The sequence below is a fragment of the Methylocystis sp. H62 genome, assembly GCF_015709515.1.
In the GTDB taxonomy this organism is placed as follows: Bacteria; Pseudomonadota; Alphaproteobacteria; order Rhizobiales; family Beijerinckiaceae; genus Methylocystis.
This window is the reverse complement of the sequence record NZ_JADNQZ010000058.1, coordinates 438,942-456,180: the sequence shown is the minus strand read 5'-3', so window position 1 is coordinate 456,180 and position 17,239 is coordinate 438,942. Positions and strand designations below refer to the sequence as shown.

Here is a 17,239-nt window from a genome sequence, read left to right as displayed (position 1 = left end):
CAATATGATGGCAAACAAAAATGGGGAACGCGGCCGCGCCGCGCTCCCCAAAGGCGAAGAAGAGTTCCGGTCGACTCTGAAATAGGATTCGCCCGCTCTTCGACAAGGCTACTTTGATGAAAGGCGTGCGCTTGCCGGCGGCCTGCCGGGGAGAAAAGGCGCCATGCCGGCGCGCGCCAATTCGTCGGCGCGCTCGTTCATGTCATGGCCCGAATGGCCTTTGACCCAATGCCAGCCGACGTCATGCCGCTCCGCCGCCGCTTCCAGCCTTTGCCACAGATCGACGTTCTTGACCGGCTTTCGGTCGGCGGTGCGCCAGCCGCGCGCTTTCCAGCCGGCGATCCATGAGGTGACGCCGCTGCGCAAATATTGCGAATCGGTATGGAGATCGACCGCGCAAGGACGCGTGAGCGTTTCAAGCGCCATGATCGCCGCCATCAGCTCCATGCGATTATTCGTGGTGAGCGGCTCGCCGCCGTTGATCTCTTTTTCGCGATCGCCAAAGCGGAGAATCGCGCCCCAGCCGCCCGGACCCGGATTTCCCGAGCAGGCGCCATCCGTCCAGATCTCGACGCCGCGCGTCATGAGCCGAGGCCATAGACGCGCGCGTCAGGGGTGGATTGGTGAAACCGCAGCTTGGCGAGATATTCGCGTGGGTCCTTGGGACGCACCAGCGCGCCTGCCGGCACATTCAGCCAGTCGACGTAGCGCGTGAGCAGAAATCGCAGCGCCGCGCCGCGCGCGAGCGTGGGAAAGGCAGATATCTCGGCGGCCGAAAACGGCCGAAGCCGCCGATAGGCGTCGAGCAGCGCGGCGCCCTTGTCCGGTTGATAGCGATTCTCGACGTCAAAGCACCAGGCGTTGAGACAAATCGCCAGGTCATATGCGTAGGCGTCGGTGCAGGCGAAATAGAAGTCGATCAGCCCCGAGATGCGCTCGCCGAGAAAGAAAACATTGTCAGGGAAGAGATCGGCGTGAATGACGCCGCTCGGAAGGTCGCGCGGCCACTCCCGCTCCAGATGATCGAGTTCCGCGTCGACGAGCGCGCCCAATCCCGTCGCGACCTCTTCCGCGCGCGACGCGCACGTCGAAAAAAGCGGCCGCCATCCCTCGACGGAAAGCGCGTTGCGGCGCCGCTGCGCGAAATCGGCGCCGGCGAGGTGCAGTTGCGCGAGAGTCGCGCCAAGCGCGGCGCAGTGCGCGGTCTCCGGATGGTGGATCGAATAGCCGTCCAGAAAGGTGACGATGACGGCGGGTCGGCCGGCAAGGCGCCCGAGCGCGAGTCCGGCGCGGTTCTTCACCGGCAGCGGACAGGTCACGCCCCGCGCCGCAAGATGTTCCATGAGGTTCAGGAAGAATGGCAAATCGGCTTCAGCGACACGCTTCTCGTAAAGCGTTAGGATGAAGCTGCCGGCGCCAGTATGGAGATAATAGTTGGAGTTTTCGACGCCCTCGGCGATGCCTTTGCAGGAGAGCAGCGGCCCGAGATCATATGTCGCGAGGAACGCGATCAGCTCCTCGTCGTCAACCTGCGTGTAGACGGCCATGGGCGCCGACCGTTCACTGCGGGCCGCCCTCAGGCGATCGCCCGCAGCTCCTTGGGCAGAGGGAAGGACACGTTCTCGTCGGCGCTGGAGATGGTTTCGACGACAATGTCGTAGCGTTCGGCAAATGCGTCCATGATCTCCTCAACCAGAACTTCGGGCGCGGACGCGCCGGCGGTAATGCCGAGCGACGATATGTTGCCAAAAATCTCCCAGTCGATCTCACCCCGTCCCTGCACGAGCTGCGCCGGCGCGCCAGCGCGCTCGGCCACCTCGCGCAGCCGCTGTGAGTTCGACGAATTGGGCGAGCCGACCACGATCACGGCCTCAACATGCGGGGCGACCTCCTTCACCGCAGCCTGGCGGTTCGTGGTCGCATAGCAGATGTCTTCCTTGTGCGGGCCAACGATCTTCGGAAAGCGCTTCATCAGCGCGCTGACAATCTCTTGGGAATCGTCGAGCGACAGCGTCGTTTGCGTCACATAAGCCAGATTCGTTTCGTCATCGAGTTTGAGCCGCCCGATGTCCTCCACAGATTCGACCAGCACCACCGCCGCTTCCGGCAGCTGTCCCATCGTGCCCACGACCTCAGGATGGCCGGAATGTCCGACGAGCAACACCCGGCGGCCGCGCCGCCAGTGAATTTCCGCCTCTCGATGCACTTTGGTGACGAGCGGGCAGGTCGCGTCGATGGCGAGGAGTCCGCGCCCCGCCGCTGCGGCCGAAACTGCTTTGGCGACCCCATGCGCCGAGAAGATCACCGGCGCGTTCGTGTTCGGAATTTCGTCGAGCTCCTCGACGAAAACCGCGCCCTTCGCCTTCAGCGATTCGACGACGTAGCGATTGTGGACGATCTCATGGCGCACATAAACGGGCGGGCCAAACTTGGCCAGCGCCCGCTCGACGGCGTCGATTGCGCGCACGACGCCGGCGCAAAAGCCGCGCGGCGAGCAAAGAAGTATCTTGAGCGGCGGCTTGGTCGGCCGGGGGTGAACGTTCATCTTCGCGCCTTTTGGCAGAGGCGGCGCAAGGCGGCGAGTCGCTCAAGCGCCAAACGCGGCCATCCGGATCACCCGGCTGAATGCCGGCAAGCAATGTCGCGCATGCGCGACGGTGTCAAGCCGCCGACGCGGCGCGGATCCGCTGCGGGAGACCCATCGGCGAACGCAGACAATGCGTTGTTGACGCCAGTGCGCCGCAACAAGTTTCCAACTCCGCAACCGATTGGCGCGACCTCCCGACTGTGACACCATGACGGCGGGCTCGGCGTCCGGGCTCGCGTGAACGGAGCTGCGCATGTCCTATCTCGACGAGATTTTGCAGTCCGCGCAAGGCGGCCAGTTGGTCTCCAATCTGGCCCAGCGCTTCGGCCTCTCCGACGAACAGATGGACAGCGCCATCAAAGCCCTCGCGCCCGCGCTCGAAGTCGGCCTGAGCAACGCCGCCGAACAGCCGGCGCTGTTCGAAAAGCTTTTGGGCGATATCGCGTCCCCGCTGCGCGCGGCCGCCTTCGACGACCCCGGCGCCGCGCAGGACGTGGACTCTCTGGCCCAGTCGCGACAGCTGCTCGCCGATCTCTTCGGCTCTCCGGCGGCCGCCGGGCGCGTCGTTCAGGTCGCCTCTCGCGAGTCGGGGCTGCGTCCGGACATTCTCTCGCAACTGCTGCCGGTGCTCGTCTCGGTGCTCATCGGCGGACTATTCAAAAATGTGAGCAACCGGGGCCTCGGCGGCGTGCTTGGCCAACTCGTCAGTTCAGGCGCGCTCGGCTCCATTTTGGAGCAGATGCTCGGCGGCGGCGCCCGCACGCCGCAGCCCGAACCCGCGCCGATGCCGACGCCTCGAGGCGGCGCAACTGGCGGCGGCGGCCTGCTGGGCGGCCTCTTGGGCTCGATATTGGGATCGCTGCTAGGCGGCGGCCGCCGACCGACGCCGGACCCCTACGGCGGATCAACGGGCGACGCCGGCGGCTTTGGCCGCAGCGGGCCGCTTGACCTCGACAGGGAGCGCGGGGCCGGCTCTCAGGGCCTGCCGGACGGCATGGATCAGGCGTCGGTTCAGCAGGCGATCGAAGAGATCAAGAAGACGCTGCAGATCGGCCGCGGCGGCGGCGGCGGCGAAACCGCCGGCGCGCGCTCGGATTTCGAGAGCATTCTCGGCCAGATGTTCGGCAAGCGCTAAGCGGCCGGCCGGCCAAGCCCTCGGACGGCCCGCAAGTTCTAAACCTCCATGACGCCCTCGGATCGCGCGGGCGCGGGCGCAGGCTTGCGCAACGCCCGCTTTCCTGCAATCCATCGGCGCGATTCCTTCACCCGCGAGGCGCATCCCGCGCCGCAATCGCGCGTCTCCTCGAACACGGAAAACTCCCCGTAGATGGCCCGCGACGTATCCGACACGACGCCGATCACGTCGCGCAACATGTTGGTCGAATGGCTCGAAGCCGGTTCCAAGACCGGCGGCGCGCCGCTGCTTATCGGCACGGAGCACGAGAAGATCCCCTTCTATGCGGCCGACGATTCGCCGGTCCCCTATGAGGGCGCCGGGGGCCGGGGCGGCGTGCGCGCGCTGCTTGAGGGCCTGCGCGACACGCTCGGATGGGCGCCCATCCTCGACCGGGACGCGCTGATCGGCCTCTATCAGTCCGATGGCGGCGGCGCGATTTCGCTCGAGCCCGGCGGACAATTCGAACTCTCCGGGGCGCCGCTGCCCGACGTTCACGCCACGCATGACGAGCTTGACGCGCACTTCGCAGCCCTTGCGCCGGTGGCCCGCGCGCTTGGCGTGCGCTTCCTTGATCTGGGCGCAAGCCCCAAATGGTCGCGCTCGGAGACGCCGACCATGCCCAAGCAGCGCTACGCCATCATGCAAGCCTACATGCCGAAAGTCGGCGCGCTCGGGCTCGATATGATGTTTCGCACCGCAACCGTGCAGGTCAACATCGACTTCGTCGACGAAGCCGACATGGTTCAAAAAACGCGTGTCGGCCTCGCTTTACAGCCGCTCATCACCGCGATGTTCGCCAACTCGCCATTTCTCGACGGCAAGCCGACGGGCCGGCTGTCGCAACGGTCCTATATTTGGCTCGACACCGATCCCGACCGAACCGGCATGCTGCCCTTCGCCTTCGAGAAGGGATTCGGATTCGAACGCTACGTCGACTATGCGCTCGACGTGCCGATGTATTTCGTCAAACGCGGCGACGTCTATCACGACGTGGCGGGCGCGAGCTTTCGGGACTTGATGGAGGGGCGGCTTCAGCAGCTGCCCGGCGAGCGCGCCACAATGTCCGACTGGGCCAATCACCTCTCGACGATCTTTCCGGAGGTGAGGTTAAAGACCTATCTCGAAATGCGCGGCGCGGACGCCGGCCCGCGCGCCCATTTCACCGCCCTTCCCGCGCTTTGCGCCGGTCTGTTCTATGACGCCGCCGCGCTCGATCAGGCGCGCGAACTGACGAAGGGATGGAGCGCCGCCGCCCGCCAGGCGCTACGCGCCGATGTGCCCGGTCTGGCGCTCGATGCGAAAATCGAGGGCCGCAGCCTGCGCGAGGTCGGGCGCGACGTTCTCGCGCTGGCGAAAGGCGGCTTGCGCCAACGCGCCCGCCTCGACGCCAAAGGACGCGACGAAAGCGTTTTTCTCGCGCCCCTCGAAGCGATTATCGAAGACGGACGCACCTTGGCCCAGCGGCGCTTGGACGCCTATTACGGCGGGTGGGGACAGTCGATCGACGCCGCCTTCACCGATTGCGTGCTTCCGCAATAGTATCGGGGGCCGGCGCCGACGCGCGGGTTAGCGCGGGAAGAGGTCGTGCAGCCCGAAGGGCGCCATCGGCGGCAGCGAGGAGCGCGCAGCAGCGTGCTGCATGCCGTCACCACGACGCATATCCGTGTAACCCAATGGGGCGACGGGGGTGCGAGGCATAGAGACGCGGACGTGGCCGCCGAGCCGAACACAACCGTTTGACCCCGCGACGGCGACATAATCGGCGCCATATCGCGCGCATTGGCTGACATTATCGGCATGCGCCGGCGAAACGGCGATGGCCGTCAGCGCGATGACGCCGAAAAAGCCTGCCGGCAGAAGACGGTCGCTGCGGCTGATGTTGTCTAGGGTCATGAGTTAGGGCCTCATTTCCGAAAGTTCGCGCGCGTCGCGCGAGATTTCAGGAGCCTTGCGATCCCGACAGTGTCTCGATACGCCGTGAACGCGCTGGCGGCGACGAGAACCTCCTCGCCTTCGAGCGGCGCATCCCGGCGCTGCAATCCAACTAGAGCCAAACATCGTGGCAGGATCGTGTCTTGGACGCTCACAGGCGAAACCTGTCGGCGCCGTGTGAGAATTACGCTTTATTTTCTATTTATTTATTTTTCGTTTAGACGGCGGCCGTCCGCGACCCAATCGCCGATTGCTGCCTGCACGATCGCCAGAGCCGCGACGGCGGCGGTGTCCGCGCGCAACACGCGCGGTCCGAGCGAAAGCCGCGCGACGTTCGGCAGGCCGGCGATGGCGGCGCGTTCGGCGTCATCGAAGCCGCCTTCCGGTCCAATGAGCACGCTCACGCCCTCGCGCGCCGTGCGGCCGTGGAGCGCGTCCAATGGATTGGCGAGCGCGGCGTGTTCGTCGCAAAAAACCAAGAGCCGCCGCGCCGGCCAACGCGCTGTAAAATCTTGGAGTTCGACGGCGGCTGCGACTTCGGGCACGGCCAGCACGCCGCATTGCTCGGCGGCCTCGATGACATTGGACTCGAGCCGCCCCGAATTGAGCCGGCGCACCTGCGTTCGGCGCGTTATCACTGGCAGGAGACGGCCGGCGCCCATCTCGGTGGCCTTCTGCGCCATGTAGTCGAGCCGCGCCTGCTTTAGAGGAGCGAAACAATAATCGAGGTCGGCGCGTATGGTCTGGGGGCGCAGTCGCTCGCCGACGCGCAATCTTGCGGAGCGTCGCGAGACGTTCGCGAGCGTCGCGCGAAATTCGCCGTCGCGGCCATTGAAGACATGGATCGCGGCGCCCTCCCGCATGCGCAGGACATTGAGCAGATAGTTCGCCGCCTCAGCTGAAGGCGCGAGTTCGACATCCGGCGCGAGATCGTCACGAACGAACAAGCGCTGCGCAGAAAAATCGTAAGCTGACACAATGACTTCCCAAGCGGAGACGCGAGCGCAGGGCGCGCTCGCCATGAAGCCGCCGCTTTGTTGCGTGCAGGTTCGCCAAAACTTGCGTCGCCGGCAAGCCTGCTGGTAATGCTGCTAGCCTGATGAGCGGACCAAGACATATGATTATCGGCGCTGTCGATATTTCTCGCGCTGTCGCGCGACTTTCGCTGTTTGCGATGCTGCTCGCCTCGACCGGCGCGCATGCGCAAGCCTGTCAGGAAGACTTCAAGAAGCTTACCGAGAAGCGCATGTCGGGAATCGAGGCGCTCAACACGCTCGGAAAGGCTGGCAAGGGCAAGATGGATCCCGAAGCCGCCTGCCCCGCAGCGAAACGTCTCGTCGCCATCGAGACCGAGATGATGAATTACATCACCAAAAACAAGGAATGGTGCAACATTCCTGACAATGTCGCCGACGGCTTCAAGGAAGCGCGCGCCAAGACTCAGGGCTTCGCGTCGCAGGCCTGCGCGGCCGCAGCGAAGATGAAAGAGATGCGCGATCAAGCGGCGGCTGGGGGCGGCGGCGGCATGATGGCGCCGCCAAAATTGCCTGCCGGACCGCTGTGAGCCTGTGAGCATAAGGCGAAGCGGCGATTCGGCGGCAGCGACCGCGCTGCCCGACGCAATCGCGGATCATCCGTTACTGCGCCGCGCGCCGCCAGCCTTCCTGCCTTACATCCAGCTTGCGCGTCTCGATCGGCCCATCGGCTGGTGGCTGCTGCTGCTTCCCTGCTGGGAATCCAGCGCGCTCGCCTCCGCGTCGCTGCGCGAAGCGCCGAATCTTTTGCATCTTGCGCTGTTCTTTATCGGCGCCGTCGCCATGCGCGGCGCGGGCTCGACCTATAATGATTACGTTGATCGCGAGATCGACGCCAAAGTCGAGCGCACGCGTCTACGACCGCTCGCGAGCGGGCGCGCGACGCCTGCGGCGGCGATGCGCTTCCTCGTCGCCCAATGCCTCGTTGGGCTCGCGGTGCTATTGTCGTTCAATGGGCTGACGATCGCGCTTGGGCTGATATCTCCGCTGATCGTGCTGATTTATCCCTTCGCCAAGCGCTTCACGTCCTGGCCGCAGGCGATCCTCGGATTAGCCTTCGCCTATGGCGCGCTGCTCGGCTGGACGGCCTGCACGGGCGCACTCGGCGCGCCGGCGCTTTTTCTCTATGCGGCGGCGATCTCATGGACGATCGGCTTCGACACGATTTACGCGCTTCAGGACATGCGTGACGACGCGATCGTCGGCGTGCGCTCCACGGCGAGATTGTTTGGTCCGCGCGTGCAATTGGCGGTTGGCGCGCTCTACGCCGCGTCCGCCGCATGCGCCGCCTTCGCCGTTTTTCTGGCGGGCGGCGGATGGCTCGCCTATGCCGGAATCGCCGCCTATGCGACGCATCTCGCTTGGCAGACCGCGCAGACCCGACAAGATGTGGCGCCCATCACCGCTCTGCGCCTGTTCCGCTCAAATCGCGACGCCGGTCTGTTGCTGTTCGCAGGCTTTTTTGCGCAGAGCCTCGCCTTTCTTTTCTAGAAAGCGACGCGCGACGCGGACATGCTCTACTTTTCGAGTTCCTTCTTCCGATCGACGCAGGCGTCGACTTGCTTTTTGTCGAGCTCCCAATAGGAGGCGCCGCAGAGCGCCTCATAGCGACTGCTGACGAAGAAGGACCAAATGTAATAGGCGGTCAGCAGCACCGCGGCGACGGCGGCGATTTTCATGATGATGTTGAATCGCGTTTCCGCGTCTTGCATTTCCGACATTGTTTGTCTCCACGCCAATGTTAAGCCGCCGAAAATTGGGCCGTCAACGTCAGTCGAGCGTCTGCCGGAAGCGCATCACCGCGACGCTCATCGCAACAAGCGTGAAGGCCGCAAGCGCGCCGGCGTCGACGGCGAGATCGCCGAAGTTAGAGCCCTTCAACATCACCGAGCGCACAATGCGCAGATAATGGGTGAGCGGCAGCGCCTCACCCGTATATTGCGCCCAGATGGGCATCCCGTAAAAAGGAAAAAGGAAGCCCGACAGAAGCATGCTCGGCAGAAAAAAGAAGAACGTCATCTGCATCGCCTGCAGCTGATTTACCGCGACCGTCGAGAAAGTGTAGCCCACCGACAGATTTGCGACGATAAAAAGCAGAGTCAGCGCGCTGAGCGTAAAGAGCGAGCCGACCACCGGCACCTGAAACAACAAGGAGGCGACGATCAGGATCGTCGACATCTGCACGGCGCCGACGACGACATAGGGCGCGATCTTGCCGAGCATGATCTCGACCGGGCGCACCGGCATGGCGAGCAAGGCCTCCATCGTTCCCCGCTCGATTTCGCGGGTCACCGACATCGCCGTATACATCAGCATCGTCATGGTGAGAATCGTGCCGATCAGTCCGGGCACGATATTGCGCCGCGTCTCTCCCGCGGGATTGTAGCGCCGGTGCACGCGGATCTCGTAAGGCGGCGCATTCTGCGCAAGCGACGCCAGCGGTCCGGTCAGTTCACGGTCGAGCGCCTGAGTCGCGGCGCCGAGCGCGGCGGCGACCGCGCCCGAGGTCGCCGTCGGGTCCGTGGCGTCGGCGATGAGAAGCAGTCCCGGTTTTTCGCCGCGGACGAGCTGGCGAGAGAAATCGGGCGGAATTTGAATGACGAACTGCACCTTGTTCGAGAGGATCAATTTGTCGGCGTCGGCCTCGCCGCGCGCGACATATTTGATGTTGAAATAATCGGTGGCGCGCAAGGCGCCGATCAGCGCGCGCGCGATCGGGCTATCATCGCCTGTCAGCACGGCCGTCGGCAGATGTTTGGGATCGGTGTTGATCGCATATCCAAAGAGCATCAGCTGAATGATTGGAATGCCGACGATCATCGCGAAGGTCGGCCGGTCGCGCCGAAGCTGAATGAACTCCTTGACGAACATCGCGACGAAACGCTGCCAGGACTGGGCGAGCGCGCCGCGTCGCGCCGGACGGGGGACGACGCTCGGCAGGCCTTCCTGCGTGCTCACCGGTCGGCTCCAGCGCGAGTCATCAAATCAATGAACACATCTTCGAGCGATGGCTCGTCGCGTCTCCAACGATGAACGCCCTCGGCGCTATAGCGATCCGCGACGCGCGCCATCGCCGCTTCATCGCGCCCGCCGACGTGCAGCGCCGAGCCGAAGCGCGCAACCATGTCCACGCCGGGTTGACGTTTCAATTGGCTGCTGAGCAGATCGAGGCCCTCGCCCGTCACCACCCAAGTCGAGAGATTCGCGCCGGCGATAATCTCCGGAATCGTGCCCGAAGCGAGCAGCCGCCCATTGGCGATATAGGCGATCCGGTGACAGCGCTCCGCTTCGTCCATGTAGTGCGTCGAAACGAGCACCGTTAAGCCCTGCGTCGCCAGATGATGGATCTCGTCCCAGAAGTCGCGGCGCGCCTTGGGGTCGACGCCGGCGGTCGGCTCGTCGAGGAGGAGCAGCGATGGGCCGGGCAGAATGCAGGCGCCAAGCGCCAGCCGCTGCTTCCAGCCGCCGGACAGTTCGCCGGCGAGCTGATCGGCGCGCGCGACGAGCCCCAGGCGCTCCAGCGCCGCTTGAGCCGCGTCCTCCGGCGCTTCGAGACCGTAGACCCGCGCCACGAATTCCAGATTTTCGCGAATGGTGAGATCGCGATAGAGCGAAAAGCCCTGCGTCATGTAGCCGACATAGCGCTTGATCTCCTCCTGCTGGCGGCGAATGTCGTAGCCAAGACATTCGCCCTCGCCCGAATCGGGCGTCAGCAGGCCGCAGAGCATGCGGATCGTCGTCGTCTTGCCGCTGCCGTTCGGGCCGAGAAAGCCCTGGATGTGACCGCGGGCCACCTGCAGCGTGAAATTGTCGACGACCTTTTTGGCGCCGAAGTATTTGGTCAGCCCGCGCACGTCGATCGCGATGTCGCTGTCGACGCTCATTGCGCCGTTCCCGTCGGCTCGGGCGCCGGCCTGACGGCGACCGGCATGCCAAGGGGCAGCGCGCGCGCCGCGCCTTCCAGGCGCGCTTCCGCCTTGAAAACGAGTTTGGCGCGCTCCTTGTCGCTGAAGATCACGGGGGGCGTATATTCCTGCCGGCTGGCGATAAAGCTGACGCGCCCAAAGAGATCATCGGCGCAGCCGTCGCAAGTGACGCGCATGCGTTCGCCCAGCGAGATCTTCGGCAGCTCCGGCTCGGAAACAAAGAAGCGCACTTTGCGATTCTCGGGCGGCAATAGCGCAATGACCGGCTGACCAGCGTTGACGATCTCGCCGGGGCGGAAAAAAACGTCTTGCACGACGCCGTCCGCGGGCGCGACCACGCTCTGGCGCTTGATGCGGATGTTCAGCGCGTCGAGTTGCGCGCGCGCCTGCTTCAAGCTTGCTTCCGCGGCGTCGATCTCCTGCGAACGGCTCGCCATGCGCCCCGCCTCGACTTGCCGGCGCGCTTCTTTCACGCTGGCCTCATCGCGGGCGCGGGCCATCTCCGCCCGATCGAGCGCGGCCTTCGCGACATGGCCTTCGGCGTAGAGCTTTCGCTGCCGGTCATAATCCGCGCGGGACAACTGGAGAGCGGCCTCGGCGCGCTCCAGCGCGGCCTGTAGAACGGCGATCTGCTCGGGCCGATTGATCGCCGCCTGCAGATTTTGGACTTGCGCCTCAAGTTGGGCGAGGCGCGCCGAGGACTCGTCGCGCACGCGATCGAGAAGCGTCGTCGACATCGTGAACAGCGGATCGCCCTTTTTGACCTGGGCGCCGGCCGAAACCGCAAGGCTCGAGACCCTCTCGGTCTCGTAAGGGCCGATGTAGAGCATCTCTCCTTCGACATAGCCCAGAAAGATATCGGCGGGAGTCGCCGGACGATAGGCGACGCGCCAAACGACGACGGCGAGGAGCGCCAGCGCGATGAAGACCGCGAGACGCTTCATGCGGCGGGGGCGTAGAACGGATCGAGCATGGCCGGATTATGCACCTTCCCCGCCGCGCGACGAACCTCGCCGCGAGGGCGCCTCCAACAAAGCCCCTCCCGAAGGCGCAACTCCTTTTGCCGCGGCGCCGGCAAAAAGGCTAGAATGCCTCCAAGAAAAGGCAAAAGGGATTGAAAATGGCTGAAGATACGGAGCTGCCGCCACGCGAATCTATGGAATATGACGCGGTCGTGGTCGGCGCGGGCCCGGCTGGCCTCGCCGCGGCGATTCGCTTGAAGCAAGTTGCGCCGGATCTCTCCGTCGTGGTCATCGAGAAGGGCTCCGAGCCCGGCGCGCATATTCTCTCCGGCGCGGTCATTGATCCGATCGGCCTCGACCGGCTTCTGCCGGAGTGGCGCACGCGCGACGACGCGCCGCTGAAGACGAAAGTGCATGAAGACCATTTCCTGTTGCTGTCGGAAAAAGCCAGCATTCGCATTCCTAATATGTTGATGCCGCGGCTGATGAACAATCACGGCAATTTCATCGGCTCGCTGAGCAATGTTGTCCGCTTTCTCGCGTCGGAAGCGGAAAACCTTGGCGTCGAAATCTATCCCGGTTTCGCCGGCGCCGAAGTGCTTTACGGCGACAAGGGCGAAGTCGTCGGCGTCGCGACCGGCGACATGGGCGTGGGACGCGACGGCAAACCCAAGGACAGCTTCACCCGCGGGATGGAGCTCAAAGGCAAATATACGATCTTCGCCGAAGGCGCGCGCGGTTCGCTCACCAAGCAGTTGCTGGCGAAATACGACCTTTGCGCCAACAGCGAGCCGCAGAAATTCGGCATTGGCTTCAAGGAGCTTTGGCGCATTCCGAAGGAGAAGCACAAGGATGGACTTGTGCAGCATTCCTTCGGCTGGCCGCTTGCGGCCGACACCGGCGGCGGCTCTTTCCTCTATCATTTCGACGACGATCTCGTGTCGATCGGTTTCGTCGTGCATCTCAACTATTCAAATCCGACTCTCTCCCCCTTCGACGAATTTCAGCGCTTCAAGACGCATCCGATGATCGCGCCGACGCTCGAAGGCGGCGAACGTCTTTCCTATGGCGCGCGCGCGCTGACGGAAGGCGGGTGGCAGAGCGTGCCAAAGCTCGTCATGCCGGGCGGCGCGCTGGTCGGCTGCGCCGCAGGCTTCATGAACGTGCCGCGCATCAAAGGGTCCCACAACGCCATTGTTTCGGGCATTCTTTGCGCCGATCATATCGCGGCGGCGATCGGCGAAGGCCGCGCCCATGACTCGGTGGACGCCTATGACGCCGCCTGGCGGGCCTCGGAGATCGGCCGCGACCTAAAGCCGGTGCGCAACGTCAAGCCGCTCTGGTCGAAATACGGCACCTATGTCGGCGCGCCGCTCTTTGGCCTCGACATGTGGACGAATGAGCTGTTCGGCTTTTCCTTCTTTGGCACGCTCAAGCACGGCAAGGCCGATTACGAGACCTTAAAGCCGCTCTCGGAAGTCACGCCGATCGTCTACCCGAAACGCGCAAGCAAACTCGTCTTCGACAAGCTGTCGTCGGTATTTGTCTCGAACACCAATCATGAGGAGGATCAGCCGGTTCATCTGAAACTTGCCGATCCCGCGATTCCGATCGCGCGCAATCTCCCGATCTACGGCGAGCCGGCGCGACTCTATTGCCCCGCGGGCGTCTACGAAGTCGTCTATGCCGATGAGGCGACGCAACGCGATCCGCGCTTTGTGATCAACGCGCAGAATTGCGTGCACTGCAAGACGTGCGACATCAAGGACCCGGCGCAGAACATCACCTGGGTTCCGCCGGAGGGCGGCGGCGGACCGAACTATCCGAATATGTGATCGAGCCGACGTTGGCCGCAGAGCGAAGCGGCGCAAGAACGCCGCTTACGCCTGCGCCTGTGATGCGCCGAGGAGGGGCGTGGACTGATGTTTTTTCTGCCCTCGAAGATTATCGGGTTCTTTCTCGCGCCGTTTCACTTCTTCATGATCGTCGCCGTGATCGGCGCAATGCTGCTGTTCACGCGCTGGAAAACTTGGGGACGCGCGCTCTCGACCGTCAGCGCGTTCGCGTTGCTGCTGATGGCCTTCGGGCCGCTCGGCGGCTTGTTGGCGAGTCCGCTGGAGGCGCGCTTTCCGCCGCCGCCACATGACATGCCCGCGCCCGACGGCATCATCGTGCTCGGCGGCGCGATCGACGAGCGGCTGAGCGCCAGCCGCGACCGCCCCACAGTGGTCGACGCCGCCGAACGACTCATTGCGCCGATATCGCTGAAGCGCAAATATCCGAGCGCCCGGCTCGTCTTCACCGGCGGCTCCGCCGCGCTGCAGGCATCGCCCTACTCTGAAGCCGACGCCGTGCAGCGCTTCTGGCGCGACCTCGGACTCGATCAGGGGGACGTCCTCTATGAACGCCGCTCGCGCAACACTTATGAGAACGCCATCTTCACGCGCGATCTGCTTCTTCCCAAACCCGGCGAGCGCTGGCTTCTGGTCACGTCGGCCATCCATATGCCGCGCGCCATCGGGGCGTTTCGACAAGCGGGTTTCGACGTGATCGCCTATCCGGTCGACTATCGCACCAGCGGCGACTCCAGACTCGAATTTCCGCGCTTTGCGACGAAAGCCCTCGGACTCGTCGAGTTCGCCGCGCATGAATGGGCCGGATTAGTCGCTCAACGCCTATTCGGCAAAAGCGACGCGCTGTTTCCCGCGCCATAGTGCGCTGAGGGTCGTCTAGTCGTTGCGATGCCGGCGTCCGCGCGACGAGCCCCCGGGCTCCATGCTGCGCCCGCCGGCGCCGCCTGGATATGCGCCGTGCTTCATCTCCAAAAAGAGCGCGATCGCCTGCGCCCGATTGCGCACGTCGAGCTTTTCGAAAAGATTGCGCAAATGGAATTTGATCGTGTTGATCGAGACGCCGAAATCCTTGGCGAGCTGGCTGTTGGTGTGCCCGGAGCCGAGCGCCGAGAGCAGGCTTCGCTCCCGCAGGGTTAGATTTTCCAGCGGATCGCTGCGCATCTTGCGGATGTCGACAAAGGGAAACACCATGTCGCCCGCCGCCACCGCCGCAAGCACGTCGAGGAGCCGCTCCGGCGGCGCCCGTTTTGAAACGAAGCCTGCGCCGCCGAGCTGCAGAGTCTCGGCCGGCGCCGCCGGATCATTGGTGCCGCTGTAGACGACGATCTTGGGCGCCGCGACTTGACGCGACAGCGCGCGCAGGACGTCGCGGGCGTGCAGCGTCGGCAATTGCCAGCCGATGACGGCGATGGTGAATTTCTGCTGACGCGCCGCTTCGAGGAACTCTTCGCCGTCCGTCAGCTTCGCCACAAGCGTGAACCGGCGATCGTCCGACAGCAGCTTGTCGAGCCCAGCGAGAATCAGCGGGCTCTTGTCGGCGATGGCGACGTCGATGCGATCCGCCTCTGCTGTCGTGCGGACGCCGTCGGCGCCAATGGGCCGAGCGGCGCGCGAGCCGTCCCTGTGGTCATTTGCGGCCCTAATCGAAGAGGTAGGAGCCATTCAGCCTCCGCCGCCGCGCGGAGCGCAGCATATTGGTCAAGATCGCCACGTTATGGCCTCAGACGCTCCGCAATCCTGGGGCTCGGCGGGTCGGCTTACCCTGCCCGTTAGAGGTGGGGCGTAAGCCACAATACCGCAGGCTCCCACGGATGCAAGCCTCTTTGCGCGGGCCGGCGCGCTGGCGAACCGACAAAAAAAAAGCGGCGCGCTGGCCAAGGCCAGCGCGCCGCGCTTTGAAAGCTTAGTGAAGCTTGTTTTAGTCGTTGAACACCCAGCGGGCGGCGAAATACGCGGCCGCGCCGATGACGATGATCGCGATCATGCCGACCGGGGTCGCTGCATAGCTCGTCAGTTCAAGAATAGCGCCCATAGTTTCCTCCTTCTGTCACACACACTGCCGTTTCGCCACAAGCCGAGATTCAGGCTGCAATCCGCGATTGCGGCGTTGCTTTCTTCGTCGAATTGGTCAAGTGGAAAGCTTGGCTGACGCCGGCCCACCTCGGTCTTGGTTCAACGTTGACCTCACCTAGGCGGGAACGCGTCTGCATCGCTATTCGGCCCTAGCCGCGCCCGGAGAGCCATAATGCTCGCAGCTCTCTCGGCCGCGGTTCCGAAATGCGGTCGTTTCGGAGTATTGCAGACGCAAAGCGCTGTCAAGCGATCGACAGGGCGGCCGCTGCGCTGCATCGCCGCATCAAACCTCAAACAAGGGCTCAGTTTACGCTTGCCGCCGCTGCGCGCTGAAGACTATCTATCGGATCGCGGCAACAGTCCATCTCGCGAGCGTGACGTCCGATGTTCAAGTTTTTCATCATCGCGGTCGCTGTCGCGGCCGCTGGATTTTCAGCCTATTACGCGTTTCGACGCTCGCCCGTCTGTTCCGCCGACGGCAAGTATATGGCGACGCAAAGCGACTGTGAGGCATGGGGCTTCAACCCCGACGTCTGCAAGCAAGCGATCGAGAAAGCGCGCGCCGTAGTGGCGCGGGCGGCGCCAAAAAGCGAAACCATGTTTCAATGCGAAGTGCGCTTCTCGGATTGCTTCGAGGCGCAGGACGGAGGCTTTTCGCCGCGACCCTCATTTTGTCTGCGCCCGAACAAAGGCGCCGACCCTCTGGAAGTCAGATATCTCGAATATGAATCCGATCGCATGAACCGGAAAAAAACCAAGGAAGTTCGCGTCCAGTGAAATCGGCCGAAACCGGTCAGCGCCTGACATCGGCGCGGCGCTGCTCGATCTGGAACTCCGACGCGTCGATGACGAGTTTGCCGGCGGCGGTGCCGATCGCGATGTGAATCGGCACTACGACATGCGCGTCCGGAAGCGGCGCGAGCCAGACGCTGATGTCGTTGTTGTTCGCCATGTAGCGTGTCGCGGAGCTGTCGGGACGATGCCCGGCGATCGGGGTATAGCGCGCCGAGCACACGGTGACGGGGCCGGCGTAACCGCGCGTTTGCGCAGTGTGCGCGCCGGCATAGGCGAGCTCTACGTCGAAACGCGTCACGCCGTCAAAAACGGAAATGGTTCGGTTGCACGCCGAGGGCCCTGTGAGCTCCTCTCCAGCCGGCACGCGCATAATGAGCGCGCTGACCGGATCCACGATGTGGCGCTTGGCGCTTTCCGTCACCGGCACGCGCGCTTCGGCGTCCCAGGGCGCGGGCCTCACTTCCACCGCGCGCACCGCATTGCCGACGAGCGACATGCGCACCGTACGCGTCTCATCGCTGTTCGAGGTCGTGTTGGCGTAATTTGCCGGGGACGGACCGCCGGCGGTCAGGCCGCCGCTGGCGCTGGCGGCGCCCTTGGCGTTGTTGATGAGATTGGCGAGCCCTGTCGTGTGCATCGAGATCTCGACGCGGTAGTTCTGCGCGTCGACGATGCCGGAAGCGGATGCGCTGCCGATGGAGAGCCCCATGAGGCTCAGGGCGTAATGCGCCTTGAGCATCTCCGCGGCGGCGGGCGCGCAGAGCGCAAACGACATCGCTGCGGCGGCGCAGCCGCCGCGCGCCGAAAGACATGAAAGTCGGTTGATGGCGCTCATGGCCTGAGCGTATCGCTTGTTGCAGCCCATTCTTCTACCGCACTCGACCTCTCGGTCGAATTGAT

The 17,239-nt window shown here is 64.2% G+C and carries 18 protein-coding genes; 7 read left to right on the top strand and 11 right to left on the bottom strand.

Going from position 1 to position 17,239, the window contains the following annotated elements:
• Positions 1–108: 108 nt before the first annotated feature.
• From rnhA to ispH, 3 genes are read right to left on the bottom strand one after another with little or no spacing between them, the layout of a single operon-like run.
• Positions 109–585 carry a ribonuclease HI gene (gene rnhA / locus IYY11_RS18850; protein ID WP_196405266.1) on the bottom strand — a complete coding sequence of 159 codons (477 nt, stop codon included), beginning with the start codon at positions 583–585 and terminating at the stop codon, positions 109–111.
• The gene (thrB, locus tag IYY11_RS18845; protein ID WP_196405265.1) at positions 582–1,547 is read right to left on the bottom strand and encodes a homoserine kinase; all 966 of its coding nucleotides are present in this window, start codon (positions 1,545–1,547) and stop codon (positions 582–584) included. The genes rnhA and thrB overlap by 4 nt, the downstream gene beginning before the upstream one ends.
• 29 nt (positions 1,548–1,576) lie before the next feature.
• Entirely contained in the window at positions 1,577–2,545 is a 969-nt protein-coding gene (ispH, locus tag IYY11_RS18840; RefSeq protein ID WP_196405264.1) for a 4-hydroxy-3-methylbut-2-enyl diphosphate reductase, read from the bottom strand.
• A gap of 295 nt (positions 2,546–2,840) precedes the next feature.
• Here ispH and IYY11_RS18835 point away from each other — a divergent pair, with 295 nt between their 5' ends.
• Positions 2,841–3,722 (top strand): DUF937 domain-containing protein, encoded by an 882-nt coding sequence (locus IYY11_RS18835; protein WP_196405263.1) that lies wholly within the window; start codon positions 2,841–2,843, stop codon positions 3,720–3,722.
• A gap of 192 nt (positions 3,723–3,914) precedes the next feature.
• Positions 3,915–5,303: a glutamate--cysteine ligase gene (locus IYY11_RS18830; RefSeq protein ID WP_196405262.1), complete on the top strand. Its 1,389-nt coding sequence runs from the start codon at positions 3,915–3,917 to the stop codon at positions 5,301–5,303.
• Between the two features lie 27 nt (positions 5,304–5,330).
• On the opposite strand, the gene IYY11_RS18825 is transcribed toward IYY11_RS18830, so the two are convergent.
• Together IYY11_RS18825 and IYY11_RS18820 are read right to left on the bottom strand one after the other, a co-directional pair.
• Positions 5,331–5,657, bottom strand: a complete 327-nt coding sequence (locus tag IYY11_RS18825; protein ID WP_196405261.1) for a hypothetical protein — start codon at positions 5,655–5,657, stop codon at positions 5,331–5,333.
• Positions 5,658–5,902: 245 nt separating this feature from the next.
• Positions 5,903–6,718, bottom strand: coding sequence for a 16S rRNA (uracil(1498)-N(3))-methyltransferase (locus IYY11_RS18820; protein WP_196405260.1), 816 nt, complete (start codon positions 6,716–6,718; stop codon positions 5,903–5,905).
• A gap of 95 nt (positions 6,719–6,813) precedes the next feature.
• Here IYY11_RS18820 and IYY11_RS18815 point away from each other — a divergent pair, with 95 nt between their 5' ends.
• Both IYY11_RS18815 and ubiA read left to right on the top strand, forming a co-directional pair.
• Entirely contained in the window at positions 6,814–7,260 is a 447-nt protein-coding gene (locus IYY11_RS18815; protein WP_196405259.1) for a hypothetical protein, read from the top strand.
• Positions 7,261–7,264: 4 nt separating this feature from the next.
• Positions 7,265–8,221 (top strand): 4-hydroxybenzoate octaprenyltransferase, encoded by a 957-nt coding sequence (gene ubiA, locus IYY11_RS18810; RefSeq protein WP_196405258.1) that lies wholly within the window; start codon positions 7,265–7,267, stop codon positions 8,219–8,221.
• A gap of 26 nt (positions 8,222–8,247) precedes the next feature.
• On the opposite strand, the gene IYY11_RS18805 is transcribed toward ubiA, so the two are convergent.
• The 4 genes from IYY11_RS18805 to IYY11_RS18790 form a co-directional block, all read right to left on the bottom strand.
• Entirely contained in the window at positions 8,248–8,451 is a 204-nt protein-coding gene (locus IYY11_RS18805) for a hypothetical protein (protein WP_196405257.1), read from the bottom strand.
• Between the two features lie 49 nt (positions 8,452–8,500).
• A complete protein-coding gene (locus tag IYY11_RS18800; RefSeq protein ID WP_196405391.1) occupies positions 8,501–9,601 on the bottom strand; it encodes an ABC transporter permease in 1,101 nt (366 codons plus the stop codon).
• Between the two features lie 83 nt (positions 9,602–9,684).
• Positions 9,685–10,614 (bottom strand): ATP-binding cassette domain-containing protein, encoded by a 930-nt coding sequence (locus tag IYY11_RS18795; protein ID WP_196405256.1) that lies wholly within the window; start codon positions 10,612–10,614, stop codon positions 9,685–9,687.
• Entirely contained in the window at positions 10,611–11,600 is a 990-nt protein-coding gene (locus tag IYY11_RS18790; RefSeq protein ID WP_196405255.1) for an HlyD family secretion protein, read from the bottom strand. The genes IYY11_RS18795 and IYY11_RS18790 overlap by 4 nt, the downstream gene beginning before the upstream one ends.
• A 176-nt stretch (positions 11,601–11,776) precedes the next feature.
• Between IYY11_RS18790 and IYY11_RS18785 the strand changes: the two genes are divergently transcribed.
• Entirely contained in the window at positions 11,777–13,453 is a 1,677-nt protein-coding gene (locus IYY11_RS18785; protein WP_196405254.1) for an electron transfer flavoprotein-ubiquinone oxidoreductase, read from the top strand.
• Positions 13,454–13,540: 87 nt separating this feature from the next.
• Positions 13,541–14,332, top strand: coding sequence for a YdcF family protein (locus IYY11_RS18780; RefSeq protein ID WP_196405253.1), 792 nt, complete (start codon positions 13,541–13,543; stop codon positions 14,330–14,332).
• 15 nt (positions 14,333–14,347) lie between these two features.
• Here IYY11_RS18780 and IYY11_RS18775 read toward each other — a convergent pair whose 3' ends face one another.
• The gene (locus IYY11_RS18775; RefSeq protein ID WP_196405252.1) at positions 14,348–15,133 is read right to left on the bottom strand and encodes a response regulator transcription factor; all 786 of its coding nucleotides are present in this window, start codon (positions 15,131–15,133) and stop codon (positions 14,348–14,350) included.
• A gap of 795 nt (positions 15,134–15,928) precedes the next feature.
• Between IYY11_RS18775 and IYY11_RS18770 the strand changes: the two genes are divergently transcribed.
• The gene (locus IYY11_RS18770; RefSeq protein WP_018408818.1) at positions 15,929–16,321 is read left to right on the top strand and encodes a DUF1190 domain-containing protein; all 393 of its coding nucleotides are present in this window, start codon (positions 15,929–15,931) and stop codon (positions 16,319–16,321) included.
• 16 nt (positions 16,322–16,337) lie between these two features.
• On the opposite strand, the gene IYY11_RS18765 is transcribed toward IYY11_RS18770, so the two are convergent.
• A complete protein-coding gene (locus tag IYY11_RS18765; RefSeq protein ID WP_246720085.1) occupies positions 16,338–17,174 on the bottom strand; it encodes a DUF3108 domain-containing protein in 837 nt (278 codons plus the stop codon).
• Between the last annotated feature and the right edge of the window lie 65 nt (positions 17,175–17,239).